Genomic DNA, 25,109 nt, shown 5'->3' with positions numbered 1-25,109 from the left:
GTGGGAGCAAATGCCGGCTCTTTTTTCAAGGATTTGCTTAACGTAATTTTAAGGTCATTAAACCCAAAACAACCAGCATAATTGTAATAATCCAGAAACGAATCACCACTTGGGTTTCACGCCAGCCTTTTTTCTCATAATGATGATGCAAAGGTGCCATCAAGAAGACGCGTTTATTGCGCATCCGCAATGAGCCAATTTGTAAAAATACCGAAATCGCCTCCACCACAAATACGCCACCCATAATCGCAAAGACGATTTCCTGACGAACCATCACTGCAATTGTCCCCAGCATTGCACCCAATGAAAGTGCGCCGACATCGCCCATAAATACTTGCGCTGGATGTGCGTTATACCAAAGAAATGCTAAACCAGCACCAATCATCGCGGCACAAATCACCACCAGTTCAGATGAATACTTCACATAAGGTAGATGTAAATAATTCGCAAAACGGACATCACCGGCAAGATAAGCAAACACGCCTAAACCTGCTGCAACCAAAACGATGGGCATAATCGCCAAACCATCGAGACCATCGGTAAGATTCACGGCATTGGATGCACCATTAATCACCAAATAGGTAAACAGAATAAAACCAATACCTAAAGGAATTGCCGACAACGGAATACTGATATTTTTAAAGAATGGAATCAACAAATCCAACATATTCGCAGTATGTACTGGATTGCTTTGCTCTGTCGCAATCACATACAGCGCAATACCTGCCCCTAAGGATGCCACCGAGGTCCAAAAGAATTTTTTCTTGGCAGGCAAGCCGGCATTGTCTTTATAGCGAACTTTAATCCAGTCATCTGCCCAACCTACAGCACCAAAAATCACCATCACAGCCAGTACAATCCAAACATAAGGGTTGGATAAATCGGCCCAGAGCAAAGTTGAAGTACCAATCGAGAGCAGAATGAGAATCCCGCCCATGGTCGGTGTGCCCATTTTTTTAGCATGATTTTCAGGTGCGAATGAACTCACTGCTTGACCGTATTTGAGTGTCTGAAGCTTGCGGATCATCACGGGACCCAAAACCAGCCCAATCGTCAGCGCAGTTAAAACACTCAGCAAAGCACGTAATGTTAAATAGCGAACCACCTGAAATGAGCTGTTATAGCCCGCCAGTTGTTCAAATAGCCATAACAGCATTAAAGTTTCTCCATCAAATCAGCCATCAATGTTTCCATGTGGGTATAACGAGAACCTTTGAACAGAAAACTCATGGATTGCGGTTGATGTGTTGCAATTAAATCAATTAAAAAAGGTAGTGCCTGTTGCTGTGTCAAAAAGGCCTGCATTTTTTTACCATATTGAGTACTACGTGCACCTTCTTGTGCGGCAGGTGCAAATTCACCCACAGCCACCACAAAGTGAATGCCTTGTGCGACCAGATCACGGCCAAGCATATAATGCTGTTGTGCCGCAGATGCGCCTAATTCACCAATATCTCCCATCACCAACACTTTCACCCCGCCTTGCTGAGCAAGCACTTCAGCGGCTGCTCGCATGGACGTTGGATTGGCATTATAAGTATCATCAATGAATAGGTTTTTATTTTGCTGAATAAAGTTCAAACGGCCTTTTGCACCTTTCGCTTGCTCCAGACCTTGTACAATATCATCCAAAGTAATGCCAATCGCTAAAGCAAATGCAGCGGCAGCGGTGGCATTTTGCACATTATGCTCACCAGCAAAAGGTAAATCCACACTACGCACACCCTGTGGTGTATTTAAGCTAAAAGTAGAGGATTGCGGCTGCAATGCAATCTGTGTAGCAAAAACATCCCCCCCCTCACCAAAACTTAAACATTGTTCAGTTTTGACCGACTGACGAATACAGTCAGCAAAATCATCAGCTGCAGGAATGATGGATGTGCCTGACGGAGCAATATGTGCATAAATTTCAGATTTAGCACGGCAAATGCCATCGCGCCCGCCAAACTCACCCAAATGTGCTGTGCCAATATTAATAATGCCTGCCACATGTGGTTGAACCAAATTCGAGGTGTAATCAATTTCCCCCTGATGACTGGCACCCAGTTCCATGACGGCATATTGATGTTCAGCACGCAGCTCCAGCAACATCATCGGCACGCCTAAATCATTATTTAAGTTGCCACGGGTAATCAAGGTTGGTGCAAGGCGGGATAAAATACTGCCTAACATTTCTTTGGTGGTGGTTTTACCGCTACTCCCTGTTAACGCAATCACTTTTAATTGCGTATTTTGCGCACGGCGATAAGCTCCCAAATGACCCAATGCCAAGCGCGTATCGGCAACCACCAACTGACAAATATCAGCATCAACAGGATGACTAACAATGGCGATTTGACACCCCCCCTTTGCCGCAACTTGCGCCACGAAGTCATGGGCATCGAAATGCTCACCTTTCAGGGCTAAAAAGGCATCACCCTTTTCTGCATGACGTGAGTCAGTCAAAATACGCTTAATATCCCCCACAGGGGCTTGATCATTAAACCAATAACCTTGTGTCGCTTGAACCAATAAATCTGCTGTCCAAGGCTCTAAAGGCACGGTACTTGTCGTTGAGGTATGCATCATTCTTCCTATTGAGCCGGATATGCTGAATCTGTACTGTGATGCTGTGCGTCAATCGCTGCCTGCACTTCAACCACATCATCAAACCAATGGCGTACGCCATCAACTTCCTGATAATTTTCATGCCCTTTGCCCGCAATCACCACAATGTCACCGACCTGAGCATGATTGACAGCAAATTTGATCGCTTCACGGCGATCATGAATTTCATGAACCAGATGCGTTGAAAATGCGATGCCATTTTTCATATCGGCAAAAATTTGTTCTGGATTTTCACTGCGTGGATTATCTGAGGTCAGTAAAGCAACATCTGCTCCATCTAAGGCGGCCTGAGTCATGAGTGGACGTTTACCCCGATCACGATCCCCACCACAACCAAATACAGCCCATAAATTTTGCGCAACATGACGTTTTAAGGTCTTCAACACTTGCGTTAAAGCATCGGGGGTATGTGCATAATCAACCACAAATAAACGCTCAGCATCACGAATCACCTGCATGCGACCCGGTGCACCTTTTAACTGCGCAACCACGGCAATTAATGCCGCCAAATCAAAACCTGCCTGTTCAGCACTGATCAAGCTTGCCAGCAAATTTTCCACATTAAAATGACCTAACAAAGGGCTTTGCACTGCAAATTCGCCCTGTGCGGTGATCAATTTAAAATTTGCACCATTCAAACTATATTGAATATCTTTAACCTGATAATCCGCAGCTTGTGTGGTTGAATAGGTCAAAATTTTCGGCTGTGCAGGATTGGCTTTTGCCGCATTCAACATAATCTCTGCATAGGCATCATCTAGGTTAATGATCGCCACTTTTAAAGCGGCAAATTTAAATAATCCTGATTTTGCCTCCGCATAGGCTTCAAGCGTGCCGTGATAATCCAGATGATCACGACTTAAATTGCTATAGGCTGCAATTTCAATATCACAGCCATTTAAACGACCTTGCTCCAAACCATGTGAGCTGGCTTCAATTGCAGCAAATGCAGCACCTTGTTGTGCATACTCATGCAAAGCACTTTGCAGATGCAAGGCATCCAATGTAGTGTGCGAAGATGCTTCTAGATTCGGTAAAATACCATTCCCTGTCGTGCCCATCACTGCACATTTTTCACCTTGCAGCGTTAACAGTTCAGCCACCAAACGAGAGATCGTGGTTTTTCCATTGGTGCCTGTGACTGCAAGTATCCGTACGGCCTGTACAGGGGTTGTTGCCTGTAAATATTGTTTTTGCCACTGTCCCATCAAATGACGAACATCTGGCACAACCACACTGTGCTCTAGACCTAAATCAACTTCACTGACCACCGCTAAAGCGCCATTTGCCAAAGCTGAGACGGCAAATTGCCGCGTTTTTTCAGGTTGAGAAAAACTATTCAGGGCAATAAAAATTTGTCCTGCTTCAACTTTACGACTATCTAAACTCAAACCACTCAATGGCTTGCTCATCCACTCAGTGATTTTTTCAGCAGTGTAGAGATCTTGAAATGTAATGGACATTCATCACCTATTACTGGATTTGGGGAGTATCTAAAGGTTTATCTAAAGGCACATTCATTAGACGTAATGACTCTTGCATCACACGCGAAAATACAGGTGCAGAGACCGTACCACCGTAGTAACTGCCTGCCGGATTTTCCACCACAACAATCATGGCTAAACGTGGATCACTGACGGGAGCAACACCGGCAAATAAGGCACGATATTCACTGGTTGAATAGCCTTTGCGGTCAGCACGCAGTTTATGTGCGGTTCCTGTTTTACCCGCAACGCGATAGCCTGGAATCGTGGCACGGGTTGCTGTACCGCCGGGTAACGTCGCTGTTTCCATCATCAAGAGCACTTGATCGGCAATTTTTGCATCAATAATTTGCTCACCTTTCGGTGGCTGTTCTAATTTATATAAACTTAAAGGAACCTTGACCCCTTTATTGGCCAGCATCGCATAAGCATCGGCAATTTGTAATACAGTCGCATTTAGGCCATAACCGTAAGCCATGGTTCCCACTTCAGAAACATTCCATTTGCTTGGTGGCAAGATTAAGCCGCCACTTTCACCGGGAAATTTGACTGCTGAACGCTGCCCAAAACCGACTCGCTTATAAAATGTCGGCAGGGTGGCATAAGGCAAAGACAAGGCAAGTTTGGCAACACCAACGTTAGACGATTTCTGGATAATGCCACCCAAAGTCAGTGCACCATAGTTATGTGTATCACGAATGGTATGGTTACCAATGCGCATACTCCCCGGTGAAGTATTCACCACTGAGTTTGGCGTGTATTTACCACTTTCCAAGGCCATTGAAACTGTTAGCGGCTTCATGGTTGAACCGGGTTCAAATGAATCGACAGCACCACGGTTACGCATGGCATCCTTATTACCTAAACTATTTTTATCATTCGGGTTATAAGACGGCCAACTGGTCATCGCCAGAATTTCACCCGTTTTGATATCCACTGCAATTGCTGTTGCTGAGCGCGCGTTATTGGCAACACCAGCAGCCGTCAATTCACGATACATAATATATTGCAGACGCGAGTCAATACTTAAGGTGATGTTTTCCCCTGCTTCTACTTCTTTAATGACTTCAGCATCTTTGAAACGATTGCCTTTTTTATCACGAACAACTTGCTGTGCGCCATCATGACCTGATAAAGCAGTATTCAACTGCATTTCCAGACCTTCAATCCCGATCCCTTCACTATTGGTTAAGCCAATAATTTGTGCATTCGGCTGTGGCTGCGGATAGTAACGCTTATAGTTTTTCTCGGTATAAACCGCTTGGAAGTCACGTTTTGCAATCAATTCAGCTTGCTGAGGTGGAATTTCTTTTTGCAAAACCAAATAACGTGAACGAGGACGCTCGTTCATTTTCTTTTTCAGTTCAGCACGATCCATACCCACAGCATCAGCCAGTTCATCCAGATTTAAGTTTTTATCGGGTAATTGACGTTTTAACTTACGGTTTTTGGGATCTTTCACCAGTTCAGCGGTAATGTCATCAAACTGTTTTTTAGTTTCAAAATAGTCACGTGGGTCAATCACCACTTTCATGACAGGCGTACTAATGGCTAAGGGTACACCGTGACGATCATAAATGACGCCACGCATGGCCTTTACTTTTTCAGTTCTTAAAATATTGGCATTGGCTTTATTTTGTAAAAAGTCTTTATTAATGATCTGCACATAAAATGCACGTCCCACTAAAGCTAAAAAGCAGAGTAAAACCACACTCCACATCAGATAAAAACGCCACATATCGACACTTAATGTGGTTTTTTCCGTAATAGACTGCTGCTTTTTACGTACTTGCTTATTTCTCTTGTCCACCATATTACCGCTAGCCTTATTTTTTATCTTCTGAAGTCATTGGTAAAGAAATCACAACGGTCTGTGCCACGGGTGGCGAGTACATACGTAATTGGGTCACTGCGCGTGTGCCAATTTGTGCAGTCGCACCAAAGGTTTGTTGCTCAATCAGCAAACGCCCCCACTCGGCATTCAGATCATCTTTTTCTCGGTTAAAAGCACTCAGTTCACGATAATCATGACGATATTCAAAAACTTGAAATACCACCATAATTGCGCTCACAAAAACCAAGACCAATAAAATGATATAACTGATGATTTTTTTCATCGCCAATTTTTCTGCTTTTTTTTCAACAACTTCAGTTTTCATTATTCGCCTTTTAAAGCTAAGCGTTCTGCAACTCTAAGCCATGCACTACGTGAACGAAAATTGGCTTTGATTTCTGCTTCACTGGCACGGACTCGGGAAATTTTCTTTAACCGACGGGTATCTTCCCGTTCTTGTGGCATACCCCAACTGGTATCTTCTGCTAAAGTGGATTCCTTTTGAATAAATTGTTTAATTAAACGATCTTCTAGCGAGTGGAAACTAATGACCGCTAAACGTCCCTCTGTTTTAAGTACATCAACCGCTTGCGGTAAGAACGCTTCAATATCTTCTAATTCTTTATTAATGGCAATACGAATCCCCTGAAAAGTTCGTGTTGCTGCATGTTTATTTTTTTCCCATTTCGGATGCGCGACTTTCACAATTTCTGCTAATTGTGCAGTGGTGTCAATATAGCCCGCAGCTTTAATGGCTTTGGCAATACGGCGGCTATAACGCTCTTCACCATATTGGAAAATCACATTGGCCAAAGCTTCTTCTTCGATATTGACCAACCACTCAGCCGCAGTTGGGCCTTGTGAATTGTCCATGCGCATATCCAGTGGACCATCTTTCATAAAACTAAAACCGCGTTCTGCCTGATCCAGCTGTGGCGAAGACACGCCTAAATCGGCCATCACACCATCCACCAAACCAATTCCACGTGCTTCAAGTTCTTGTTTTAAATCGGCAAAACTAGCATGGATAATTTTAAAACGTGGATCTTCTTGTTCTAAGATTGCCGCAGTTTCCAAAGCCTGTGGGTCTTTGTCAAAACCATAGACACGGGCATTTTCATCTAATTTAGACAACAATAAACGCGTATGCCCCCCTCGGCCAAACGTACCATCGACATAAATTCCTGTATTGCGATCTGCCAATAAGGCATCAACAGTTTCGTGAAGTAATACAGAAATATGTGACATAAGGGTTCAATCAATACTATGAAAAGTGTAACTGCACATTATTACCTTGTTTTCATAAAGCTCCAAACGTCTTTTTGTAGATAAATATTACTTTCTATAGAGAAAACCGTTTTAACTTTTTCCAATATTCAATAAAAAAAGCCTCCAACAAGGAGGCTTCTAAAATCACACGTCAATCAATTACTTACGCGTATTATAAATCTGATCAAAAGTTGCACCATTCACAAAGTGCGTTTTTTGTGCTTGCGCCCAACCACCAAACACTTCATCAATCGTGAATGTTTTTAATGGCGGAAATTGTGCTTTGTATTTTGCCAACACTTCAGCATTACGCGGACGATAGAAATGCTTGGCTGCCATCTCTTGACCCAAGGGTGAATACAAATAATTGATATAACCTTTGGCTAACCATTTATTGCCATTTTTTTCCACCGTCTTATCAATAATGGCAACTGAAGGTTCGGTTAAAATTGAAATAGATGGATAGATGATATCGAACTTATTTTTCCCCAAAGTCTTTTGCGTTACTAAAGCTTCATTTTCCCACGTCAACAACACATCCCCAATACCACGCTCAGCAAATGTGGTCATCGATGCACGTGCAGCCGAGTCCATGACTTTGACGTTACGGTACATTTTGCCGACAAAATCTTTGGCGGTTGCATCTGTGCCAGCAGGTTGCTTCAATGCATAACCCCAAGCCGATAAATACACCCAACGCGGTAAACCGCCTGTTTTAGGATTTGGCGTAATAATTTGTACGCCTGATTTGGTTAAATCAGACCAGTCTTTAATCTTTTTCGGATTGCCTTTACGCACCATAAAAACGATGGTTGAGGTATAAGGTGCAGAATTATACGGAAACTCTTTTTGCCAACCCGGCTGAATTTGACCTGATTTTACAATTTCTTCAATATCGTTGGCTAAAGCCAAAGTCACGACATCACCTTGCAAACCATCGACCACAGAACGGGCTTGCTTACCCGAGCCACCGTGTGACTGTTTGAAATTTACCGTATAACCGGTACGCTGTTTCCAATACGCACCAAAGGATTGATTAAATTCATCATAAAATTCGCGCGTTGCATCATAAGATACATTTAAAAAATCACGATCTGCTGCTTGAGCAGACGTGGCAGTAAAAGCTATACCGGTTGCCAGCAATGCTGCACTGAATAAAGCTTTAAATTGAATTTTCATTACGATACAGACAACTCATCTTGATTGATGCCAAATATATGAAATAAAATCATAAATCGCAATCCATTCAACTTACTGAAAAATCTATTAAATTAGATATTTTATTTTAATTTATTGTTTTAGTTTAGAAAATTTAAATACAGTTTACTTATTCTATATTTATAGCATTTTATGCACTATATATAATAAAAATGGATAACAATCGCTATCCATTTCCTAACACGCAATAACATCAGGTCATTTATTTATTGTTTACTGCTATAAATCTGATCAAAAATCGCCCCATTTACAAAATGCGTTTTCTGCGCTTTTGCCCACCCGCCAAACACATCACCAATGGTGAAAAGCTTAATTTTTGGAAATTGTGCTGCATATTTTGCGGCAATTTGTGGATTACGTGGACGGAAAAAATGCTGTGCCGCCAAATCCTGCCCTTTGGGTGAATATAAATAATTGAGATAACCTTTGGCTAAATTACGGTTACCATTTTTATCGACCGTTTTATCAACAATAGCCACCGAAGGCTCTGCCAAAATTGAAATTGAAGGATAAACAATTTGGAATTTGTCTTTACCCAAACCTTGGGTCGCCAGTAAGGCCTCATTTTCCCAAGACAACAACACATCGCCAATACCCCGTTCAGCAAAAGTGGTTAAAGAACCGCGTGCACCTGAATCAAGCACTTTCACATTGCCATAGAGTTTTGTCACCAACGCTTTTGCTTTGGCATCATTGCCACCCGGCTGTTTTAAAGCATAGCCCCAAGCAGAAAGGTAGATCCAACGTGGTGCACCCCCCGTTTTAGGATTTGGCGTAATAATTTCTACACCTGATTTAGTTAAATCATTCCAATCTTTAATATTTTTAGGATTACCCTTACGCACTAAAAATACCACCGTTGAAGTATACGGTGCAGAATTATTGGGAAACTGTTTTTGCCAGTTTTTATGAATTAGCCCAGCATTGACAATTTCCTCAATGTCATTGGCTAAAGCAAGAGTCACCACATCGGCTTGTAAGCCATCAATGACCGAACGTGCTTGTTTCCCCGATCCGCCATGCGATTGTTTAAAGTCTACGTCTTGCCCTGTCCGTTGTTTCCAAAATGTGCCAAAAGCTTGATTATATTCTTGGTAGAATTCACGGGTCGGGTCATAGGAAACATTCAGGAAATCTTTTCCAGCAAAGCTATGTGAAGTCATTCCGCCCAATAAAGCAACAAGAGTCGACACTATTATTTTTTTCATGTTTATAAATCGCTTATTGAAGATTTTAAGCACTATATAAATCTAAAATAATTTTAGCAATCATATGGTTATATCATTTTATTTATTCAAAAGCAGTTTTATAGATATCAATTTAAATGCTGATATTTACACTTTTATGACTAAAAATATAACAAATGTCGATCAATCTGCATAACCTGCACAAATCTCCATGTTCTATCCATATTTTTTTGATACAAAGTAGCCTATTCAATTGGTTTTCATCATTTTGTAAAAGAGTTTGATGCAGTTCTACTGTTATATTTTTTTATGTGTTTAAATGATAATGCTAGAATAAAACAACAATTAGTAAATTCCAGTAGCAAACGGCAGCATTAAGGGGAAAGTTGAAATGAAATATACACAGTTAATCAAGATATGTAGTTTAAGTCTAAGCTTAGGTCTGATGGCTCAAGTCGGGCATACGGCTGCCATTAAAACCATGAACGCAAAGATTGCGCCTGAACGCTCGTCATTGATTGAAAAAGCACTCCTGCAACAAAAGCAAGGAACCAATATTTTACGTAGCGATAATGATTTAAAAGTTCTTACTGAAATTAAAGTCGCACCGACGCAAAGCTTTTTTGCATCTCAAAATCAAAAATTTACCCGTTTCGTACAAGCCTTATTTCCTCAAAATAACTCTTAATAACATCATAAACGTCTTCCCCCCTTAAGACGTTGCAATCAAGCCTAATCATTTCGATGTTGAATTTAACATTAAGTGATTAGGCTTTTTCGTTATAATAGTATCTATTCACATTCTGAAAATATTGATTATGACTGTTCGTACTCGTATTGCCCCTTCTCCTACAGGCTTTCCACATGTAGGCACTGCATATATTGCTTTATTCAATTTATGTTTTGCCAAGCAACATGGTGGGGAATTTATTCTTCGTATTGAAGATACTGACCAACTTCGCTCAACTCCTGAATCTGAAAAAATGATTTTAGATTCATTGCGTTGGTTAGGTCTCAACTGGTCTGAAGGCCCAGACATTGGCGGGCCACATGCGCCGTATCGCCAGTCTGAACGTATGGGGATTTATAAGCAATACGCGCTGGAATTGATTGAAAAAGGTCATGCTTTTTACTGTTTCGCAACCAGCGATGAACTGGATCAAATGCGTATCGAGCAGCAAGCACGTGGTGAAACGCCAAAGTACGACGGTCGTGGTTTAAAGTTATCTACTGAAGAAGTCCAAAGTCGCCTTGCTGCAGGTGAGCCACACGTGATTCGCATGAAAGTGCCTGAAGAAGGAATTTGTACTGTACAAGATTATCTTCGTGGCGAAGTGCAAATTCCATGGGTACAAGTAGATATGCAAGTGTTGCTTAAAACGGATGGTTTACCAACCTACCACCTTGCCAATGTAGTTGACGACCATTTAATGCAAATTACTCACGTATTCCGTGGTGAAGAATGGTTGCCTTCTGCTCCAAAGCATCAATTGCTTTATCAATATTTTGGCTGGGAAATGCCTGTGCTTGGTCACATGCCATTACTGCGTAACCCAGACAAATCTAAATTATCTAAACGTAAAAACCCAACCTCAATCAATTACTACAAAGACATTGGCGTACTTCCAGAAGCGTTATTGAACTATTTGGCGCGTATGGGTTGGTCAATGCCAGATGAACGTGAAAAATTCACTTTGCACGAGATGATCGAAAACTTCGACATCAAACGTGTTTCACTGGGTGGGCCAATTTTTGATGTGGAAAAACTCAATTGGTTAAATGGTCAATGGATTAAAGCACTTTCTCCTGCTGAATTGCTCAACACACTTTTAGCGTGGAAAGCAGACCGTAAAATGTTGGAAGACATTGCCGCAGCCATTCAACCGCGTATCAACTTACTGTCTGAAGCAGTCAATTGGGCTGGTTTCTACTTCAACCAATTTCCACAACTGTCTAAAGAGCAGTTTGAAAGCAAGAAACTGTCGGAAGAACAAGTTCGCCAAAGCTTACAATTCGCAATTTGGCGCTTGGAAAGCTTATTTACTTGGAATAATGACACCGTTAGCCAAACCCTGATGGATTTAGCCAGCCAAATGGAAATCAAGCTTCGTGACTTTATGCCGACTTTCTTTATTGCAATTGCGGGTTCGACCAGTTCAACCCCTGTGATGCAGTCAATGGTCACCATTGGGCCAGATTTAACCTTTGCCCGTTTACGCCATGCACTGGAAATTGTTGGTGGTCCGAGCAAAAAAGAAACGAAAGTGTGGGAAAAACTCAATGAAAGCTTAAAATTGCCGAAAAATGATGCAGTTGATGCGGTATAATTGATTTTATAGTTGACGTATGAGCGCAATGCCCCTAATATTGTGCTCACACAGACTGGGGGTTATAGCTCAGTTGGTAGAGCGCTACAATGGCATTGTAGAGGTCAGGAGTTCGATCCTCCTTGACTCCACCATCTCATGTTTTTACCTGTGTTGCCTCGATAAGTCCCTATCGTCTAGAGGCCTAGGACATCGCCCTTTCACGGCGGTAACCGGGGTTCGAATCCCCGTAGGGACGCCAAATTCAAAAAAGCCACTGACCTATTCAGTGGCTTTTTTATTATCTGTACATTATGCAATCTGTACACTATGTAATATGTAAATTGATCTAACAGCAAAAAAACGGCTTCTCCAACCTCATCCGATTCTTATTGGATTATTCTGTGCCATTACTTACCAGACAGCGCCAAACTACAGATATACAGCGTGATCGTATCAATCAGCCAAAAATGCCCAATATAGGTTCCTCATCAAATAAAAGCACTCCAGCGCATCCCAATAATCTAATTTTTTAATTTAAAGCACCTATTCTAGTGCCTATTTTAACCCTGCAAAATAGATCAGCAAGACCTCTCAAATGAAGTACGCTGTGATGTCCATTGCATTCATACTGTGCTGCTGCCAAGTATATTTTTGCTTTCTGCTTCATTAGCATTAAAATAACGCATAGATTTAAATTGTGGAGTTGTAATGCAATACCGTTGCCCAAAATGCCAAAGCCCTAAAATCATCCCTGTTGCACAAGCTGGCGGACCAACGACTCGACCTGTCGTTCCTAAAAGCTTAGTGTTTTTAATCTCTGCTATTTTCATTTTATTGCTATTGGTGTTAATCAGTATTGCTATGTGGATTTTTGGCGATGGCGCAGGAACCACTTTACAAGTGGCCACAGTGGTTATTTTTGTCTTGTGCTTAATTTTAGGCTTCCTGTTCTATCGTGATTTGCCCGATTTTAAAATTTCCATGCAAGGTTTTATGCAGTCACAAAAAAAATGGAAATGTCGTGAATGTGATCACGAATGGGAAATTTAACCTAAAGCTATTTTCACATCAGCCCGATGTTCAGCCGAGGTGCTGATGTGAATGCCCATCATGATCATGTAAATGTTCCTTATGATCCGAATTGGGCTGACAATGTGACTGGGCAAGACATTCATCATTTTCAATCTGTAGTGTCATTTCAGTGATGCCATGCTCATGGCTTAATATTTCCAATGCTTCACGATACAAAGCATTATGATCCGCCTGTGGTGCATACAAATGTACGGTCAAATGCACATTCTTTGACGTAATTGCCCAGACTTTGAGTTGGTGAATACTTTCCACATCTTTTAAATTTAGAAGATCATTGCGCAATTTTTCAATGTCAATTTCTTCAGGCACACCTTCAAGCAAAATATTGATACTTTGTTTGAGCAAAATCCACGTTCTTGGCAACACCCAAAAACCAATCAGTACCGCAATTAAAGTATCCACCCACATCCAGTGGGTCACATAAATTACCACTGCACCGATAATTACGCCAACCGAACCCAATGCATCACTAAGAACCTCCAGATAAGCCCCTTTAATATTAAGACTATCTTTGGAACTGGAAAATAAAATACGCATTGAAATGAGGTTAATCACTAAACCAATCGCAGCCACAATCATCATGCCTAAGCTTTGAATTTCAGGCGGATGTGAAAAGCGCTGATAAGCTTCATATAAAATATACATCGCCACAACAAACAGCATAGAGGCATTAAACAGCGCGGCAAGAATTTCGAAACGCTGATAACCAAAGGTTCGTTTATCGTCCGCGGGAAGTTTGCCAATTTTAATCGCCACCAAAGCAATTGCTAAAGCGGCTGCATCCGTAAACATATGTGCAGCATCAGACAGCAATGCCAAGCTTTGCGTGATAAAGCCAGCAATCACTTCAATCACTAAAAATGAGGTGGTTAATATTAATGCAAAAGTGAGTTTTTTTGCATTGTCTTCAGTCACAACGGCATGACTATGATCATGCCCATGATGGCTACTCATTGCATCCCCTTTCTTCTTGTTTGATGGTTTTTTTTAAATTTCAATTTTTCGACTCTTAAATTAATATTGATAATCATTACTATTATCAATTAAACCCATTCCTCGATATACTTAGCTTGCCTTTAATTCAATTATCCCATGAAAACACACCAGAAATATTCAGGAAGCTACTGATGAAAAAATATTTAGTTTTGGCTTTACTCGCCTGCTCATATAGCCAAGCACATGAACCTTATATTGCACCTTTAAGTTACCTGACTGCAAATACACAAATTTCTATGCTCAGTGGCTACGCAGAAGAAGCATTAAATGCAGAATATGCCTTGAAAGATGTTCAGTTTAGCGTGATTCAGCCCAACCAGACCCAAATCAGTATTCAACCGCAAAGTCAGCTAGAGTCGGTGAGTACATTCGATCTCAAATTACCTGAACAAGGCACTTACACGGTTTATGGCAAAACCTCTTATCCAATTCAGTATGTACAACATAATAAACAATGGAAAGTTTTTGCAGATGTTACCGCAGATAAAGTCCCAGCACTGAGTGAACGTGACTATGTAATTCCAAGTGACTTTAAAGGGAAAATACCGAAGAAGATCGATACAATTCGCGAGTGGAGTATTCAAAGTTATATCAGTAAACAAACCACGTCGCCAATTGCAGCCACTCCAGCACCCATTCAAGTGACCTTTCAAACCCACCCGAATGAAATTGTGGCTGGGCAACCTGTTCAGCTTCAACTAAGCAAAGCACTTGCCCATGCCGAAGTACTGATTCGTGCTCAAGGGACAACCGATAAACAAGCGCAAACGGTGGCTGTAAATCCCAATGGAACAGCGACACTTACTTTCCCGAATGCAGGGAGCTATTTACTGGAAGTGAGTGAAAAAATCGAAAGTAAAACCACACCTCAAAATCAGTATTACACCATTATCAGCTTAGGGGTTAAAACACCTGCTGCTTAATCTATAAAACAAAGCATAAATAGCGCAGAAAAAAACCAGCCCGTAGGCTGGTTTTTTTAATCACATCAAAATAAGCAATTAAACGCCAATTTTTTTGTATTTAGCACGCTTTTGTACACCAGCATCACTTAAACGTGACTGACGGTATGCTTCATATTCAGCATAGTTACCCGCGTAGAATTCAGGTTGATCATCTTCAAACGATAAGATATGCGTTGCAATACGGTCTAAGAACCAACGGTCATGCGATACCACCATTACTGTACCTGGGAAGACCAGAATGGCATCCTCAAGCGCACGTAAAGTTTCGATATCCAAGTCGTTCGATGGCTCATCCAGTAAGATCACGTTTGCGCCCATTTGTAGGATTTTCGCCAGTTGTAAACGGTTACGTTCACCACCAGACAATTCGCCTACGCGTTTTTGCTGATCTTGACCTTTAAAGTTAAAACGACCGATATAGGCACGCGATGCGATTTCGTAATCACCAATACGTAAGATATCTAAACCGCCAGAAATTTCTTCCCAAACTGTTTTCTTATCATCTAAGGTGTCACGTAACTGACCCACATAAGCGACTTTAACCGATTCGCCCAGTGTTACCGTACCGGTATCTGGCTGCTGTTCGCCTGTCATCATACGGAATAGTGTCGTTTTACCCGCACCATTTGGCCCCACAATACCCACAATCGCCGTTGGTGGAACAGAGAAAGTTAAGTTCTCATACAATAAACGACCATCAAACGATTTACTGATGCCTTCAACATCAACCACCTTGTTACCCAAACGTGGGCCAGGTGGAATATAGATTTCTGAAGTTTCATTACGTTGTTGGAATTCTTTAGAGTTCAGCTCTTCAAAACGCTCCATACGCGCTTTATTTTTCTTTTGCTGACCTTTGGCATTAGAACGAACCCATTCAAGTTCTTTCTTCAATGCTTTAGCAAAAGATTCTTCTTGCTTGTTTTCTTGCTCTAAACGGGCATTTTTCTGTTCCAACCAATTGGTATAGTTACCTTGGTAAGGAATACCCATGCCACGGTCAAGCTCAAGAATCCACTCAGCCACGTTATCCAAGAAATAACGGTCATGCGTAATTGCTACAATAGTACCAGCGAAGTCCTTCAAGAAACGCTCTAACCAAGTGACAGATTCTGCATCCAAATGGTTGGTCGGTTCATCAAGAAGCAACATGTCTGGCTTAGACAAAAGCAAACGGCACAGTGCAACACGGCGGCGTTCACCACCTGAAAGCAAGTTTACATCTGCATCCCAAGCAGGAAGGTTCAACGCTGCAGCAGCTTGATCCATTTGGTTGCTTAAGTTATGTGCATCCCAAGCATGAATGATCGACTCTAATTTTTCTTGCTCTTTCGCAAGTGCATCAAAGTCAGCATCTTCTGCTGCATATTCAGCAAACACTTCATCCAAACGCGCCAAAGCGTCCAGTGGTTCACGCAGACCATCTTCAACGTTACCACGAACATCTTTATTTGGATCTAATGGTGGTTCTTGCTCAAGATAGCCGATTTTAATACCCGGTTGAGCACGTGCTTCACCTGAGAAATCTTTATCTACGCCAGCCATAATACGAAGCAAGGTAGATTTACCTGCACCGTTTAAACCAAGTACACCAATTTTGGCACCTGGGAAAAATGATAAAGAGATGTCTTTTAAGATTTCGCGCTTAGGCGGAACCATCTTCGACACACGGTTCATCGTGTAAATATATTGGGCCACGTAGGACTCCTCTATAGAAAAAGCAACATTCACACAATGTAAATAACATGATGTGAACAAATATTTGGGGCATTATACGATGAAAGCAGCGAAAAAATAAGGCATAGCGCTCATCTTCAATAGAATGTTACAACTCAGCGCATGTCGATTTTTTAAACATCCTGATAGCCCGTTATTTTTTTTCAGCTTGGATTGAAAAAACATCATTAATATAAGGATTTAAGATAACAATTTCATTTAAATAGCACTTTGATTCATATATAGAAATGCTAAACTCAATCAATATTTAACTCACGAAGATGATGTAAACATGACCTACAAAGACGAAACCCTTGCCATACATGCAGGCTATAGCCCAGAAGCCACCACCAAAGCCGTGGCAGTGCCTATTTATCAAACCACATCTTATGCCTTTGACAATACACAACATGGGGCCGATTTATTTGATTTAAAGGTGCAGGGCAATATTTACACTCGCATTATGAACCCAACCACGGCTGTTTTAGAGCAACGCTTGGCTGCACTTGAAGGGGGTATTGGGGCTTTGGCTTTGGCGTCAGGCATGGCAGCAATTACTTATTCGATTCAGACCATTGCTGAAGCAGGTGACAATATTGCCTCTGTTTCAACCTTATATGGCGGTACATATAACTTATTCGCGCATACCTTACCTAAGCAAGGCATTGAAGTGCGTTTCTTTGACTATCAAGATCCTGAAGCGCTACGTGGCTTAATTGATGATAAAACCAAACTGGTCTTTGTCGAGTCGATTGGTAATCCACTGGGCAATATTATTGATTTAGAAGCCATTGCAAAAATTGCCCATGAATATGGCGTACCAGTGATTGTCGACAATACGGTTGCAACACCTGCCCTACTGAAACCTTTTGAACATGGGGCTGACATTGTGGTGCATTCACTGACCAAATATATTGGCGGTCATGGCAACTCGATTGGCGGTGCCATTGTGGATAGTGGCAAGTTCCCGTGGGGCAAATACCCTGAGCGTTTTAAAGTTTTAAATACACCCGATCCAAGTTACCACGGTGTGAACTACGTTGAAGCCTTAGGTGAAGCCGCTTACATCGCACGTGCCCGCGTGGTGCCTTTACGTAATACGGGGGCTGCAATTAGCCCACTGAGTGTATTTTTAATCCTGCAAGGTTTAGAAACTTTAAATTTACGCATGGAACGCCACACTGAAAATGCGCAAAAAGTGGCTGAATATTTACAGCAACACCCTAAAGTACAATGGGTCAACTATGCGGGTCTAAAAAACCACCCACAACATGCTTTGGCACAAAAATATGTCCAAGGTAAACCTTCTGCCATTTTATCCTTTGGGGTACAAGACGGTTTAGAAGGCGGCACGCGCTTTATTGATGCACTACAACTCTTTACCCGTCTGGTCAATATTGGCGATGCCAAAAGTTTGGCTTGCCACCCAGCCACCACCACCCATCGTCAATTGAATGAAGCTGAATTGAAATCTGCGGGTGTCAGTATTGATATGGTTCGCCTATCTGTGGGAATTGAACACATTGATGATTTGATTGCCGATTTAGCACAAGCACTGGCACACGTTTAACAGTTCTTATTGCAGCATATTTTGAACCTTCTTTCTAACAGGAAGAAGGTTTCTTAGCCTTTCACTTTCTGATTATTTATTTTTAATTTAATTTATATTCTTCACCAATCAGAATGTCTATGTAATAATCCAATTATAGAGCGGACAACAATAGAGCAATTACTCTAATTATATTTATAAATTCAACAACTTATTTATGGATTTTTTTTAAACATTGGTTATTATATGCCACATGAGAACAGCTCAATTCCCCCAGTATTTGAGCCCAATAATCGACTATAAAAAACATAATCTAGAAGATTATTCTATACAAATAAGGAAACTACAGCGTGAATTCAAAACTAGAGAAACTTTTTCAAAATAAAGTGAAGGGTAAAGTTGTTTTAATCACTGGTGCATCCAGTGGTATCGGCTTAACCGCGGCACATAAACTTGCCGATGCCGGTGCGCATGTTTTATTGGTCTCACGTACCAAAGAGACATTAGATGAAGTCAAAGCAGAAATTGAGGCTAAAGGTGGAAAGGCTTCCGTTTTTCCATGTGATTTAAATGATATGAAATCGATTGATGATGTATCTCAACAAATTTTAGCCTCTGTCGATCATATTGATATTTTAATTAATAATGCGGGGCGTTCAATTCGTCGTGCCGTGCATGAATCATCAGATCGTTTCCATGATTTTGAACGTACCATGCAGCTCAATTACTTCGGTGCAATCCGTTTAGTAATGAACATCTTGCCACAAATGATGGATCGTCGTGATGGTCATATCATCAACATCAGCTCGATTGGTGTATTGGCGAATGCAACGCGTTTTTCAGCCTATGTTGCCTCTAAAGCTGCATTAGATGCTTTCAGCCGTTGTCTGTCGGCAGAAGTTCATTCACATAAAATTGCCATTACTTCGGTTTATATGCCATTGGTACGCACACCAATGATTGCACCGACTAAAATTTATAAGTACGTACCAACATTATCGCCAGAACAAGCGGCTGACTTAATTGCTTATGCGATTATTAAACGTCCGAAGAAAGTAGCGACTAACTTAGGTCGTTTAGCCTCTATCACCTATTCTATTGCACCAGATGTCAATAATAAATTGATGTCGATTGGTTATAACCTATTCCCAAGCTCTTCAGCTTCAGTGGGCGAACCACAAAAACTCAATTGGGTACAAAAAGCATATGCACGTCTATTCCCAGGCGAACATTGGTAAAATTGTGATAAATGAAAGCCAGTCATAAGACTGGCTTTTTTATGTTATAAACAGCTACTCTTTTTTCTTTTAGATTTTTATGCGCATTGCGGCTGTTATGTTCCAATTGGGTTGTTTTGCTTTTGCCCTATTTCTTGGCTACCAAATTGCCAGTTCTATTTATCAACAAAATTATGAATTAATGGAAATCGTCAGTAATGTCGGCACGATTCTCATTTGTATCGACCTAGGCATATTCTTACATTTCAACAAGTCGATTGCAGCACTCAAAAGTAAAGCCACATCGCAACACGCTCCAGTCCAAGTTTCAACATTAGAAAAAATCACCCGCAAGTTGGGTCATTTGGGCATTATGCTGATTATTTGTAGTTGGATCGTGCCAAAACTCGCATAAAAAAACCTCCCAAATTGGGAGGTTTTTTTTAGCGTTTAAAGATTACTTTGAACCTTTAATCCCTGCTTGTAATAACAATGCACCTAAACCACCAATTTTTTGCTCTTGTGGTTTAGCCGATTGCGGTTTCTTCGCTTGTGCGTGATCACCTTGAGGGCGTGCAGTTTGCGGACGTTTAGCCTGCGGCTTACGCTCACCACGTGGTTCATTTTGACCATTTTGCTCACGACGTGGTTGACGCTGTGCCTTTACTGGTGCTTCCGAACCTTCAGGACGCATCGACAAGTTCACACGATTACGTTCAGCATCAACTTGTAAGACACGTACTTGCACAATTTGACCCGGTTTCACGACTTTATGTGGATCCGCAACAAATTCATTTGCCAATTCAGAAATATGCACCAAACCGTCTTGGTGTACACCAACATCGACAAAAGCACCAAAGTTAGTCACATTGGTAATCACACCTTCAAGCTGCAAGCCTTCAGTCAATTGTGATACGTCAGTAATGTCTTCACGGAATTTTGCCGTACGGAATTCTGGACGTGGATCACGACCCGGTTTATCCAGCTCGTTTAATACGTCTTGAATGGTTGGAAGACCAAATTTGTCATCGGCAAACTCTTCTGCATTCACTTGACGAATGATTTCAGAATTACCAATTATATCTTTTACTGTGGTCGCTTTAGCAGCAACAATTTTGCTCACCAAAGCATAACTTTCAGGGTGAACGGCTGAAGCATCAAGCGGTTCAGAACCTTCTTGAATGCGTAGGAAACCTGCCGCTTGCTCAAAAGTACGTTCGCCTAAACGTGGCACATTTTTCAATGCTTGACGGTTATCAAAACGACCATTGTCTTTACGGTATTCTACAATTTGCTGTGCAATGGATTTATTTAAGCCTGCGATATAACCCAAAATTGCAGCGGAGGCTGTATTCACATCCACACCGACAGAGTTCACACAGTCTTCAACCACTGCTTCAAGTGTTTTTGCAAGTCCTGCTTGGTTCACGTCATGTTGATATTGACCTACACCGATTGATTTCGGATCAATTTTCACCAGCTCAGCAAGCGGATCTTGTAAACGACGTGCAATAGAAACTGCACCACGAATAGAAACGTCTAACTCAGGCAGTTCAGCAGATGCCAATTCAGATGCTGAATAAACTGATGCCCCTGCTTCACTGACTGAAACACGTGTCAATTTCAAATCAGGATTTTGTGTCATCATCTCTGCAACCACCGCTTCTGTTTCACGGCTTGCAGTTCCATTACCAATGGCAATTAAATCGACATCAAACTCACGGCACAAACGCGCAAGTTCAGCAATTGAACCGGCTTTGTCTTCTTTCGGTGCAAATGGGTAAACCGTGCTATGCGCAACCACATCACCCGATGCATTGACTACAGCCAATTTCACGCCCGTACGGATCCCTGGATCTACACCTAAGGTACAACGAGAACCAGCAGGTGCTGAAAGCAATAAATGACGTAAATTTTCAGCAAATACATCCATTGCTTCAGCTTCAGCGATCAGACGTTTTTCAGTTAACAATGAATGTTCGATTTGTGGACGAATTTTGCCTAGCCAAAACAGTTTTGCAGTTTGTTTTAAATAGTCTGCACGTGCTTGGGGTTGAACTGAATCAAGATGATATTCAGTTTCAATCCGACTCAGTGGTGCATCATTTTCACCATCCACTTTTAAGTTCAATACATTTTCTTGACGACCACGTAACATCGCCAATAAACGATGTGATGGCACTTTATTAAAGTTTTCAGAAAAATCGAAGTAATCACGGAATTTTTTACCGACTTCTTTTTTCTCATCACTGGCCACTAAACTTTTAAGCACTGCTGTTTTGGCAAATGTTGCTTTAAGCTCTGTGGTTAAAGCAATGTTCTGCGCCCAGTCATCAATTAAAATATGCTGAATCGCATCAAGCTGACTTTCAACATCAGGATAATCTTCATGACTAAAACCAGCCAAAGCTTCAGTTGGATCGACTTGCTCTGCAAAGATTTTTGCCGCAATCGGTGCTAAACCAGCTTCTTTGGCTTTAAATGATTTACTGGTACGTTTTGGACGATACGGTGCATACAGTTCTTCTAAAACATTCTTTGTTTCAGCAGCATTTACACGCGTTAATAAATCATCTGACAATTTATTTTGTTCTTTCAGAGATTCAATAACTTTTTCTCGGCGTTCAAATAAATCGCGCAAATACGATAAACGCGTGTCAAGTTGGCGTAACTGCGTATCGTCTAAGCCCTGAGTTACCTCTTTACGGTAACGTGCAATAAAAGGAACGCTTGCACCTTCATCAATCAGCTTGATGGCAGCTTCTACTTGATTTGGACGTACGGCAATTTCTTTTGCTAACTGCTGAACTAAGTCAGTCATCGTGTTTGATCCCACAAGGATAAGTACTAAATGGCATGATTATAAAGACCAAGACCATAAAATCCACAATTGTTTTTATTAAATTCATAAGTGGTCAATATTGCCAATCCATGTTTTTTTCATACTTCGCTACAAAATTAAGGGATAAGTTCATTTTTAGTCTGCATGTTTAGCAAGATTAATGACCAATTAGATGTATACATTTGGTATCTATGTCTTGATTTTATCTGCAATATTTGTTGCTTTAGAGCATAGTAAACAGATACAAATGAATCGTATACTCAAGGCTATCCGAACTTTTGTTTACGATGACAATAAAGAATAAAGGAGCACATCATGAGTTTAGTTGTACCTGCTGAAAAAACAGATCCAGTACACACCGAAACTGATCGCGTCGAACGCATTCTCGTTGTGGATGATGATGTGCGATTGCGTACGTTATTGCAGCGCTTTCTGGAAGATAAAGGCTTCGTAGTGAAAACGGCACACGATGCAACACAAATGGATCGTTTGTTACAGCGTGAACTTTTCTCCCTCATCGTGCTTGATTTCATGCTTCCTGTTGAAGATGGTCTGAGTATTTGTCGTCGTTTACGTCAATCGAACATCGACACCCCGATTATTATGCTGACTGCACGTGGCAGTGATTCTGATCGTATTGCAGGACTTGAAGCCGGTGCAGATGACTACCTACCAAAACCCTTTAATCCAAATGAACTGTTAGCACGTATTCGTGCCGTACTACGCCGTCAAGTCCGCGAAGTTCCAGGTGCGCCAAGCCAACATATGGAAGTGGTCAGTTTTGGCCCATGGTCACTGGATTTATCTACACGTACCCTGACTCGTGAAGGTCAGGTAGTGACCTTAACCACGGGTGAATTCGCTGTACTGAAAGCCTTAGTCCAACATCCACGTGAACCACTTACCCGTGACAAATTGATGAATTTGGCCCGTGGTCGTGAATGGGGTGCGATGGAACGCTCAATTGACGTACAAGTATCACGTTTACGTCGTCTGGTTGAAGAAAATCCAGCCCGTGCACGTTATATCCAAACCGTTTGGGGTGTCGGCTATGTCTTTGTTCCAGATGGTGCGGAATAAGAAAAAAATCTGACAATATGAACCATATATTTGTCCCTTAACGCCATTCGCTGCTGTTTGAGCTAACCCTCAATTAAAGGCTCGCATTGAAGTGCGCGAGTTCAGCGAATGGCAAAGTTTTTGGTTCTTTTTTAAAAGAACAATACGAGCTCCTACCATTAGAATTAATTCGGTAAGACTCCTTCAAAATTCAACAAATAAAATACTTCAGATTCACCATAGGAATCAGGCGTGAAACTCGAACCCATCGACCCACAGAAATTTACCGATTACGAAGCGTATTCAGAAAAAAAACGAACTCGTTCGGAACGTTTTTTGGACAAAATAAAGCCTCGTTCTGCTGCCATGCGTACCACCGTGCTGGTGTTATTCATTGTATTTTTCAGTTTATTTATGTCGTTGTGGTTCTTTTGGCGTACCCTCTACCTTCCAGAAATTCAGCAACATGCCCGATATTTGGGTGTTGAACTCGAAATCATTAACAATCCCGATTTACGTATTTTCCATAATGATGCCGAAGTCGATGTCGACACTTGGTTAAAAAATCGTGTCGGTATTGAATACATCACCGACCCCAAAGAATATCCTAGCGTTCGCGACAAAGTCATTGCTGAATTTTTTACCAATCAAATTGAAAAAAAGCTCGCCAAAGAACTCAAAGTTGAAAATGTGACGGTCTATTTCCAATTTAAACCCAGCCCACGCATTTGGATTCAGACCCCTGAAATGAATGGGCACTGGGTGCGTGAACCTTTGAAAACCTATGCCAACTATAGCCCTGAACTGGTCTTTGGCTGGTTGCTGGGTGTGCCCCTGATTGCTGCTGCCATCATTTTAACACTGGTGCGCCAGCTCAACCGCCCTTTACGTCGTTTGCAAAATGCTGCCAATAATTATAGTAAAACCGGTTCTGCACCTTATCTTGAAACCAATCATGGGCCACAAGAAATCCGTGAGGTGAACCAAGCCTTTAATCATATGATCTATACCTTGGATCAAGCTGAACGCGACCGCCGTATTATGCTAGCTGGTATTTCCCATGACTTACGCACGCCTTTAACCCGTATTCGCTTAAGTGCAGAAATGATGCCTGATGATGACTTTCTCAAAGAAGGTTTAATTTATGATGTAGAAGATATGGATGCCATTCTGAATCAGTTTATCTCCTATATGCGTGACGGTTCAGATGAGGAAATACAAGACACCGACATTAATATGTTGTTACAAGAATTAGTGGTGCAGTTCAAACCTTTAGATATTCGTTTCAAAGCTGAAGACATTCCTGTAATTCAAGCGCGAAGTCTCTCACTTAAGCGCCTGATTGGTAATTTAATTAACAACTCAAAACGCTATGGCGCTGAACCCATTGAATTATCAGCAAAAGTTGAAAACGATCATATTTTTATTAGTGTTGCAGACCATGGTGAGGGTATTCCTGAGGATCAAATTGAAGACTTAATGCAACCCTTCGTCCGAGGCAATGAAGCCCGTACCGTACAAGGCAGTGGTTTGGGATTAGCCATTGTTAAACGTATTGTTGACATCCACCAAGGTCAACTCACGCTGCATAATCGACCTGAAGGCGGTTTAGAAGCACTTATTTCTTTACCTATTATTCAAGATAAAATTGAGGAGAATATACATAGCTCCACATTAGGAAAAATTAAACAAACATTCAGTGAACGCTTTTAGCACTGATTAAATAAGCAACAAACAGTTTTATTTCGTTATGCAGCTGTTGATT

The 25,109-nt window shown here is 41.4% G+C and carries 20 protein-coding genes and 2 tRNA genes; 11 read left to right on the top strand and 11 right to left on the bottom strand.

Annotation, left to right across the window (positions count from 1 at the left end):
* Positions 1-37 precede the first annotated feature (37 nt).
* The 8 genes from mraY to BLV99_RS08225 all read right to left on the bottom strand — a co-directional run bounded on the left by mraY (position 38) and on the right by BLV99_RS08225 (position 9,620).
* Entirely contained in the window at positions 38-1,156 is a 1,119-nt protein-coding gene (gene mraY / locus BLV99_RS08260; protein ID WP_092689534.1) for a phospho-N-acetylmuramoyl-pentapeptide-transferase, read from the bottom strand.
* Positions 1,156-2,565, bottom strand: a complete 1,410-nt coding sequence (locus BLV99_RS08255) for a UDP-N-acetylmuramoyl-tripeptide--D-alanyl-D-alanine ligase (RefSeq protein WP_092689531.1) — start codon at positions 2,563-2,565, stop codon at positions 1,156-1,158. The genes mraY and BLV99_RS08255 overlap by 1 nt, the downstream gene beginning before the upstream one ends.
* Positions 2,566-2,573: 8 nt before the next feature.
* Positions 2,574-4,070 carry a UDP-N-acetylmuramoyl-L-alanyl-D-glutamate--2,6-diaminopimelate ligase gene (locus BLV99_RS08250; protein ID WP_092689528.1) on the bottom strand — a complete coding sequence of 499 codons (1,497 nt, stop codon included), beginning with the start codon at positions 4,068-4,070 and terminating at the stop codon, positions 2,574-2,576.
* 10 nt (positions 4,071-4,080) lie between these two features.
* Complete coding sequence (gene ftsI / locus BLV99_RS08245; RefSeq protein ID WP_086184324.1) at positions 4,081-5,904, bottom strand: penicillin-binding protein PBP3; 1,824 nt, start codon at positions 5,902-5,904, stop codon at positions 4,081-4,083.
* A gap of 13 nt (positions 5,905-5,917) precedes the next feature.
* The gene (gene ftsL, locus BLV99_RS08240) at positions 5,918-6,208 is read right to left on the bottom strand and encodes a cell division protein FtsL (protein ID WP_407079022.1); all 291 of its coding nucleotides are present in this window, start codon (positions 6,206-6,208) and stop codon (positions 5,918-5,920) included.
* A gap of 41 nt (positions 6,209-6,249) precedes the next feature.
* Positions 6,250-7,173 (bottom strand): 16S rRNA (cytosine(1402)-N(4))-methyltransferase RsmH, encoded by a 924-nt coding sequence (rsmH, locus tag BLV99_RS08235; RefSeq protein ID WP_092689525.1) that lies wholly within the window; start codon positions 7,171-7,173, stop codon positions 6,250-6,252.
* A 180-nt stretch (positions 7,174-7,353) separates the two neighbouring features.
* Entirely contained in the window at positions 7,354-8,373 is a 1,020-nt protein-coding gene (locus BLV99_RS08230; protein WP_092689522.1) for a sulfate ABC transporter substrate-binding protein, read from the bottom strand.
* Between the two features lie 245 nt (positions 8,374-8,618).
* A complete protein-coding gene (locus tag BLV99_RS08225) occupies positions 8,619-9,620 on the bottom strand; it encodes a sulfate ABC transporter substrate-binding protein (RefSeq protein WP_086184327.1) in 1,002 nt (333 codons plus the stop codon).
* 370 nt (positions 9,621-9,990) lie between these two features.
* On the opposite strand from BLV99_RS08225, the gene BLV99_RS08220 reads away from it, so the two are divergent.
* The 5 genes from BLV99_RS08220 to BLV99_RS08200 all read left to right on the top strand — a co-directional run bounded on the left by BLV99_RS08220 (position 9,991) and on the right by BLV99_RS08200 (position 12,958).
* Positions 9,991-10,287 carry a hypothetical protein gene (locus BLV99_RS08220; RefSeq protein WP_086184328.1) on the top strand — a complete coding sequence of 99 codons (297 nt, stop codon included), beginning with the start codon at positions 9,991-9,993 and terminating at the stop codon, positions 10,285-10,287.
* Between the two features lie 130 nt (positions 10,288-10,417).
* On the top strand, positions 10,418-11,926 hold the full coding sequence (gene gltX, locus BLV99_RS08215) for a glutamate--tRNA ligase (protein WP_092689521.1): 1,509 nt from the start codon (positions 10,418-10,420) through the stop codon (positions 11,924-11,926).
* A 58-nt stretch (positions 11,927-11,984) separates the two neighbouring features.
* A tRNA-Ala gene (locus BLV99_RS08210) sits at positions 11,985-12,060 on the top strand.
* 31 nt (positions 12,061-12,091) lie between these two features.
* Positions 12,092-12,167 (top strand) — tRNA-Glu (locus tag BLV99_RS08205).
* A gap of 449 nt (positions 12,168-12,616) precedes the next feature.
* Positions 12,617-12,958 carry a hypothetical protein gene (locus BLV99_RS08200; RefSeq protein WP_086184330.1) on the top strand — a complete coding sequence of 114 codons (342 nt, stop codon included), beginning with the start codon at positions 12,617-12,619 and terminating at the stop codon, positions 12,956-12,958.
* Positions 12,959-12,988: 30 nt separating this feature from the next.
* Here the strand turns inward: BLV99_RS08200 and BLV99_RS08195 are convergent, their stop codons facing one another.
* The gene (locus BLV99_RS08195) at positions 12,989-13,954 is read right to left on the bottom strand and encodes a cation diffusion facilitator family transporter (RefSeq protein ID WP_086184331.1); all 966 of its coding nucleotides are present in this window, start codon (positions 13,952-13,954) and stop codon (positions 12,989-12,991) included.
* Positions 13,955-14,127: 173 nt separating this feature from the next.
* On the opposite strand from BLV99_RS08195, the gene BLV99_RS08190 reads away from it, so the two are divergent.
* Positions 14,128-14,919 carry a DUF4198 domain-containing protein gene (locus tag BLV99_RS08190; RefSeq protein WP_092689518.1) on the top strand — a complete coding sequence of 264 codons (792 nt, stop codon included), beginning with the start codon at positions 14,128-14,130 and terminating at the stop codon, positions 14,917-14,919.
* Between the two features lie 78 nt (positions 14,920-14,997).
* Here the strand turns inward: BLV99_RS08190 and ettA are convergent, their stop codons facing one another.
* A complete protein-coding gene (gene ettA, locus BLV99_RS08185) occupies positions 14,998-16,659 on the bottom strand; it encodes an energy-dependent translational throttle protein EttA (protein ID WP_086184333.1) in 1,662 nt (553 codons plus the stop codon).
* 310 nt (positions 16,660-16,969) lie between these two features.
* Here ettA and BLV99_RS08180 point away from each other — a divergent pair, with 310 nt between their 5' ends.
* The 3 genes from BLV99_RS08180 to BLV99_RS08170 all read left to right on the top strand — a co-directional run bounded on the left by BLV99_RS08180 (position 16,970) and on the right by BLV99_RS08170 (position 19,858).
* Positions 16,970-18,247 (top strand): O-acetylhomoserine aminocarboxypropyltransferase/cysteine synthase family protein, encoded by a 1,278-nt coding sequence (locus tag BLV99_RS08180; protein ID WP_092689516.1) that lies wholly within the window; start codon positions 16,970-16,972, stop codon positions 18,245-18,247.
* A gap of 329 nt (positions 18,248-18,576) precedes the next feature.
* A complete protein-coding gene (locus BLV99_RS08175; protein WP_086184335.1) occupies positions 18,577-19,464 on the top strand; it encodes an SDR family NAD(P)-dependent oxidoreductase in 888 nt (295 codons plus the stop codon).
* A 79-nt stretch (positions 19,465-19,543) separates the two neighbouring features.
* Positions 19,544-19,858: a hypothetical protein gene (locus BLV99_RS08170; RefSeq protein WP_086184336.1), complete on the top strand. Its 315-nt coding sequence runs from the start codon at positions 19,544-19,546 to the stop codon at positions 19,856-19,858.
* Between the two features lie 42 nt (positions 19,859-19,900).
* Here BLV99_RS08170 and BLV99_RS08165 read toward each other — a convergent pair whose 3' ends face one another.
* On the bottom strand, positions 19,901-22,264 hold the full coding sequence (locus BLV99_RS08165) for a Tex family protein (protein ID WP_092689514.1): 2,364 nt from the start codon (positions 22,262-22,264) through the stop codon (positions 19,901-19,903).
* Between the two features lie 336 nt (positions 22,265-22,600).
* On the opposite strand from BLV99_RS08165, the gene ompR reads away from it, so the two are divergent.
* Both ompR and BLV99_RS08155 read left to right on the top strand, forming a co-directional pair.
* Positions 22,601-23,365 carry an osmolarity response regulator transcription factor OmpR gene (gene ompR / locus BLV99_RS08160; protein WP_004650626.1) on the top strand — a complete coding sequence of 255 codons (765 nt, stop codon included), beginning with the start codon at positions 22,601-22,603 and terminating at the stop codon, positions 23,363-23,365.
* Between the two features lie 231 nt (positions 23,366-23,596).
* Entirely contained in the window at positions 23,597-25,057 is a 1,461-nt protein-coding gene (locus BLV99_RS08155) for an ATP-binding protein (RefSeq protein WP_092689511.1), read from the top strand.
* Positions 25,058-25,109: the final 52 nt, after the last annotated feature.

Origin of the sequence: Acinetobacter kyonggiensis (assembly GCF_900107285.1) — a bacterium.
In the GTDB taxonomy this organism is placed as follows: domain Bacteria; phylum Pseudomonadota; class Gammaproteobacteria; order Pseudomonadales; family Moraxellaceae; genus Acinetobacter; species Acinetobacter kyonggiensis.
This window is presented reverse-complemented; position numbering and strand designations above follow the sequence as displayed.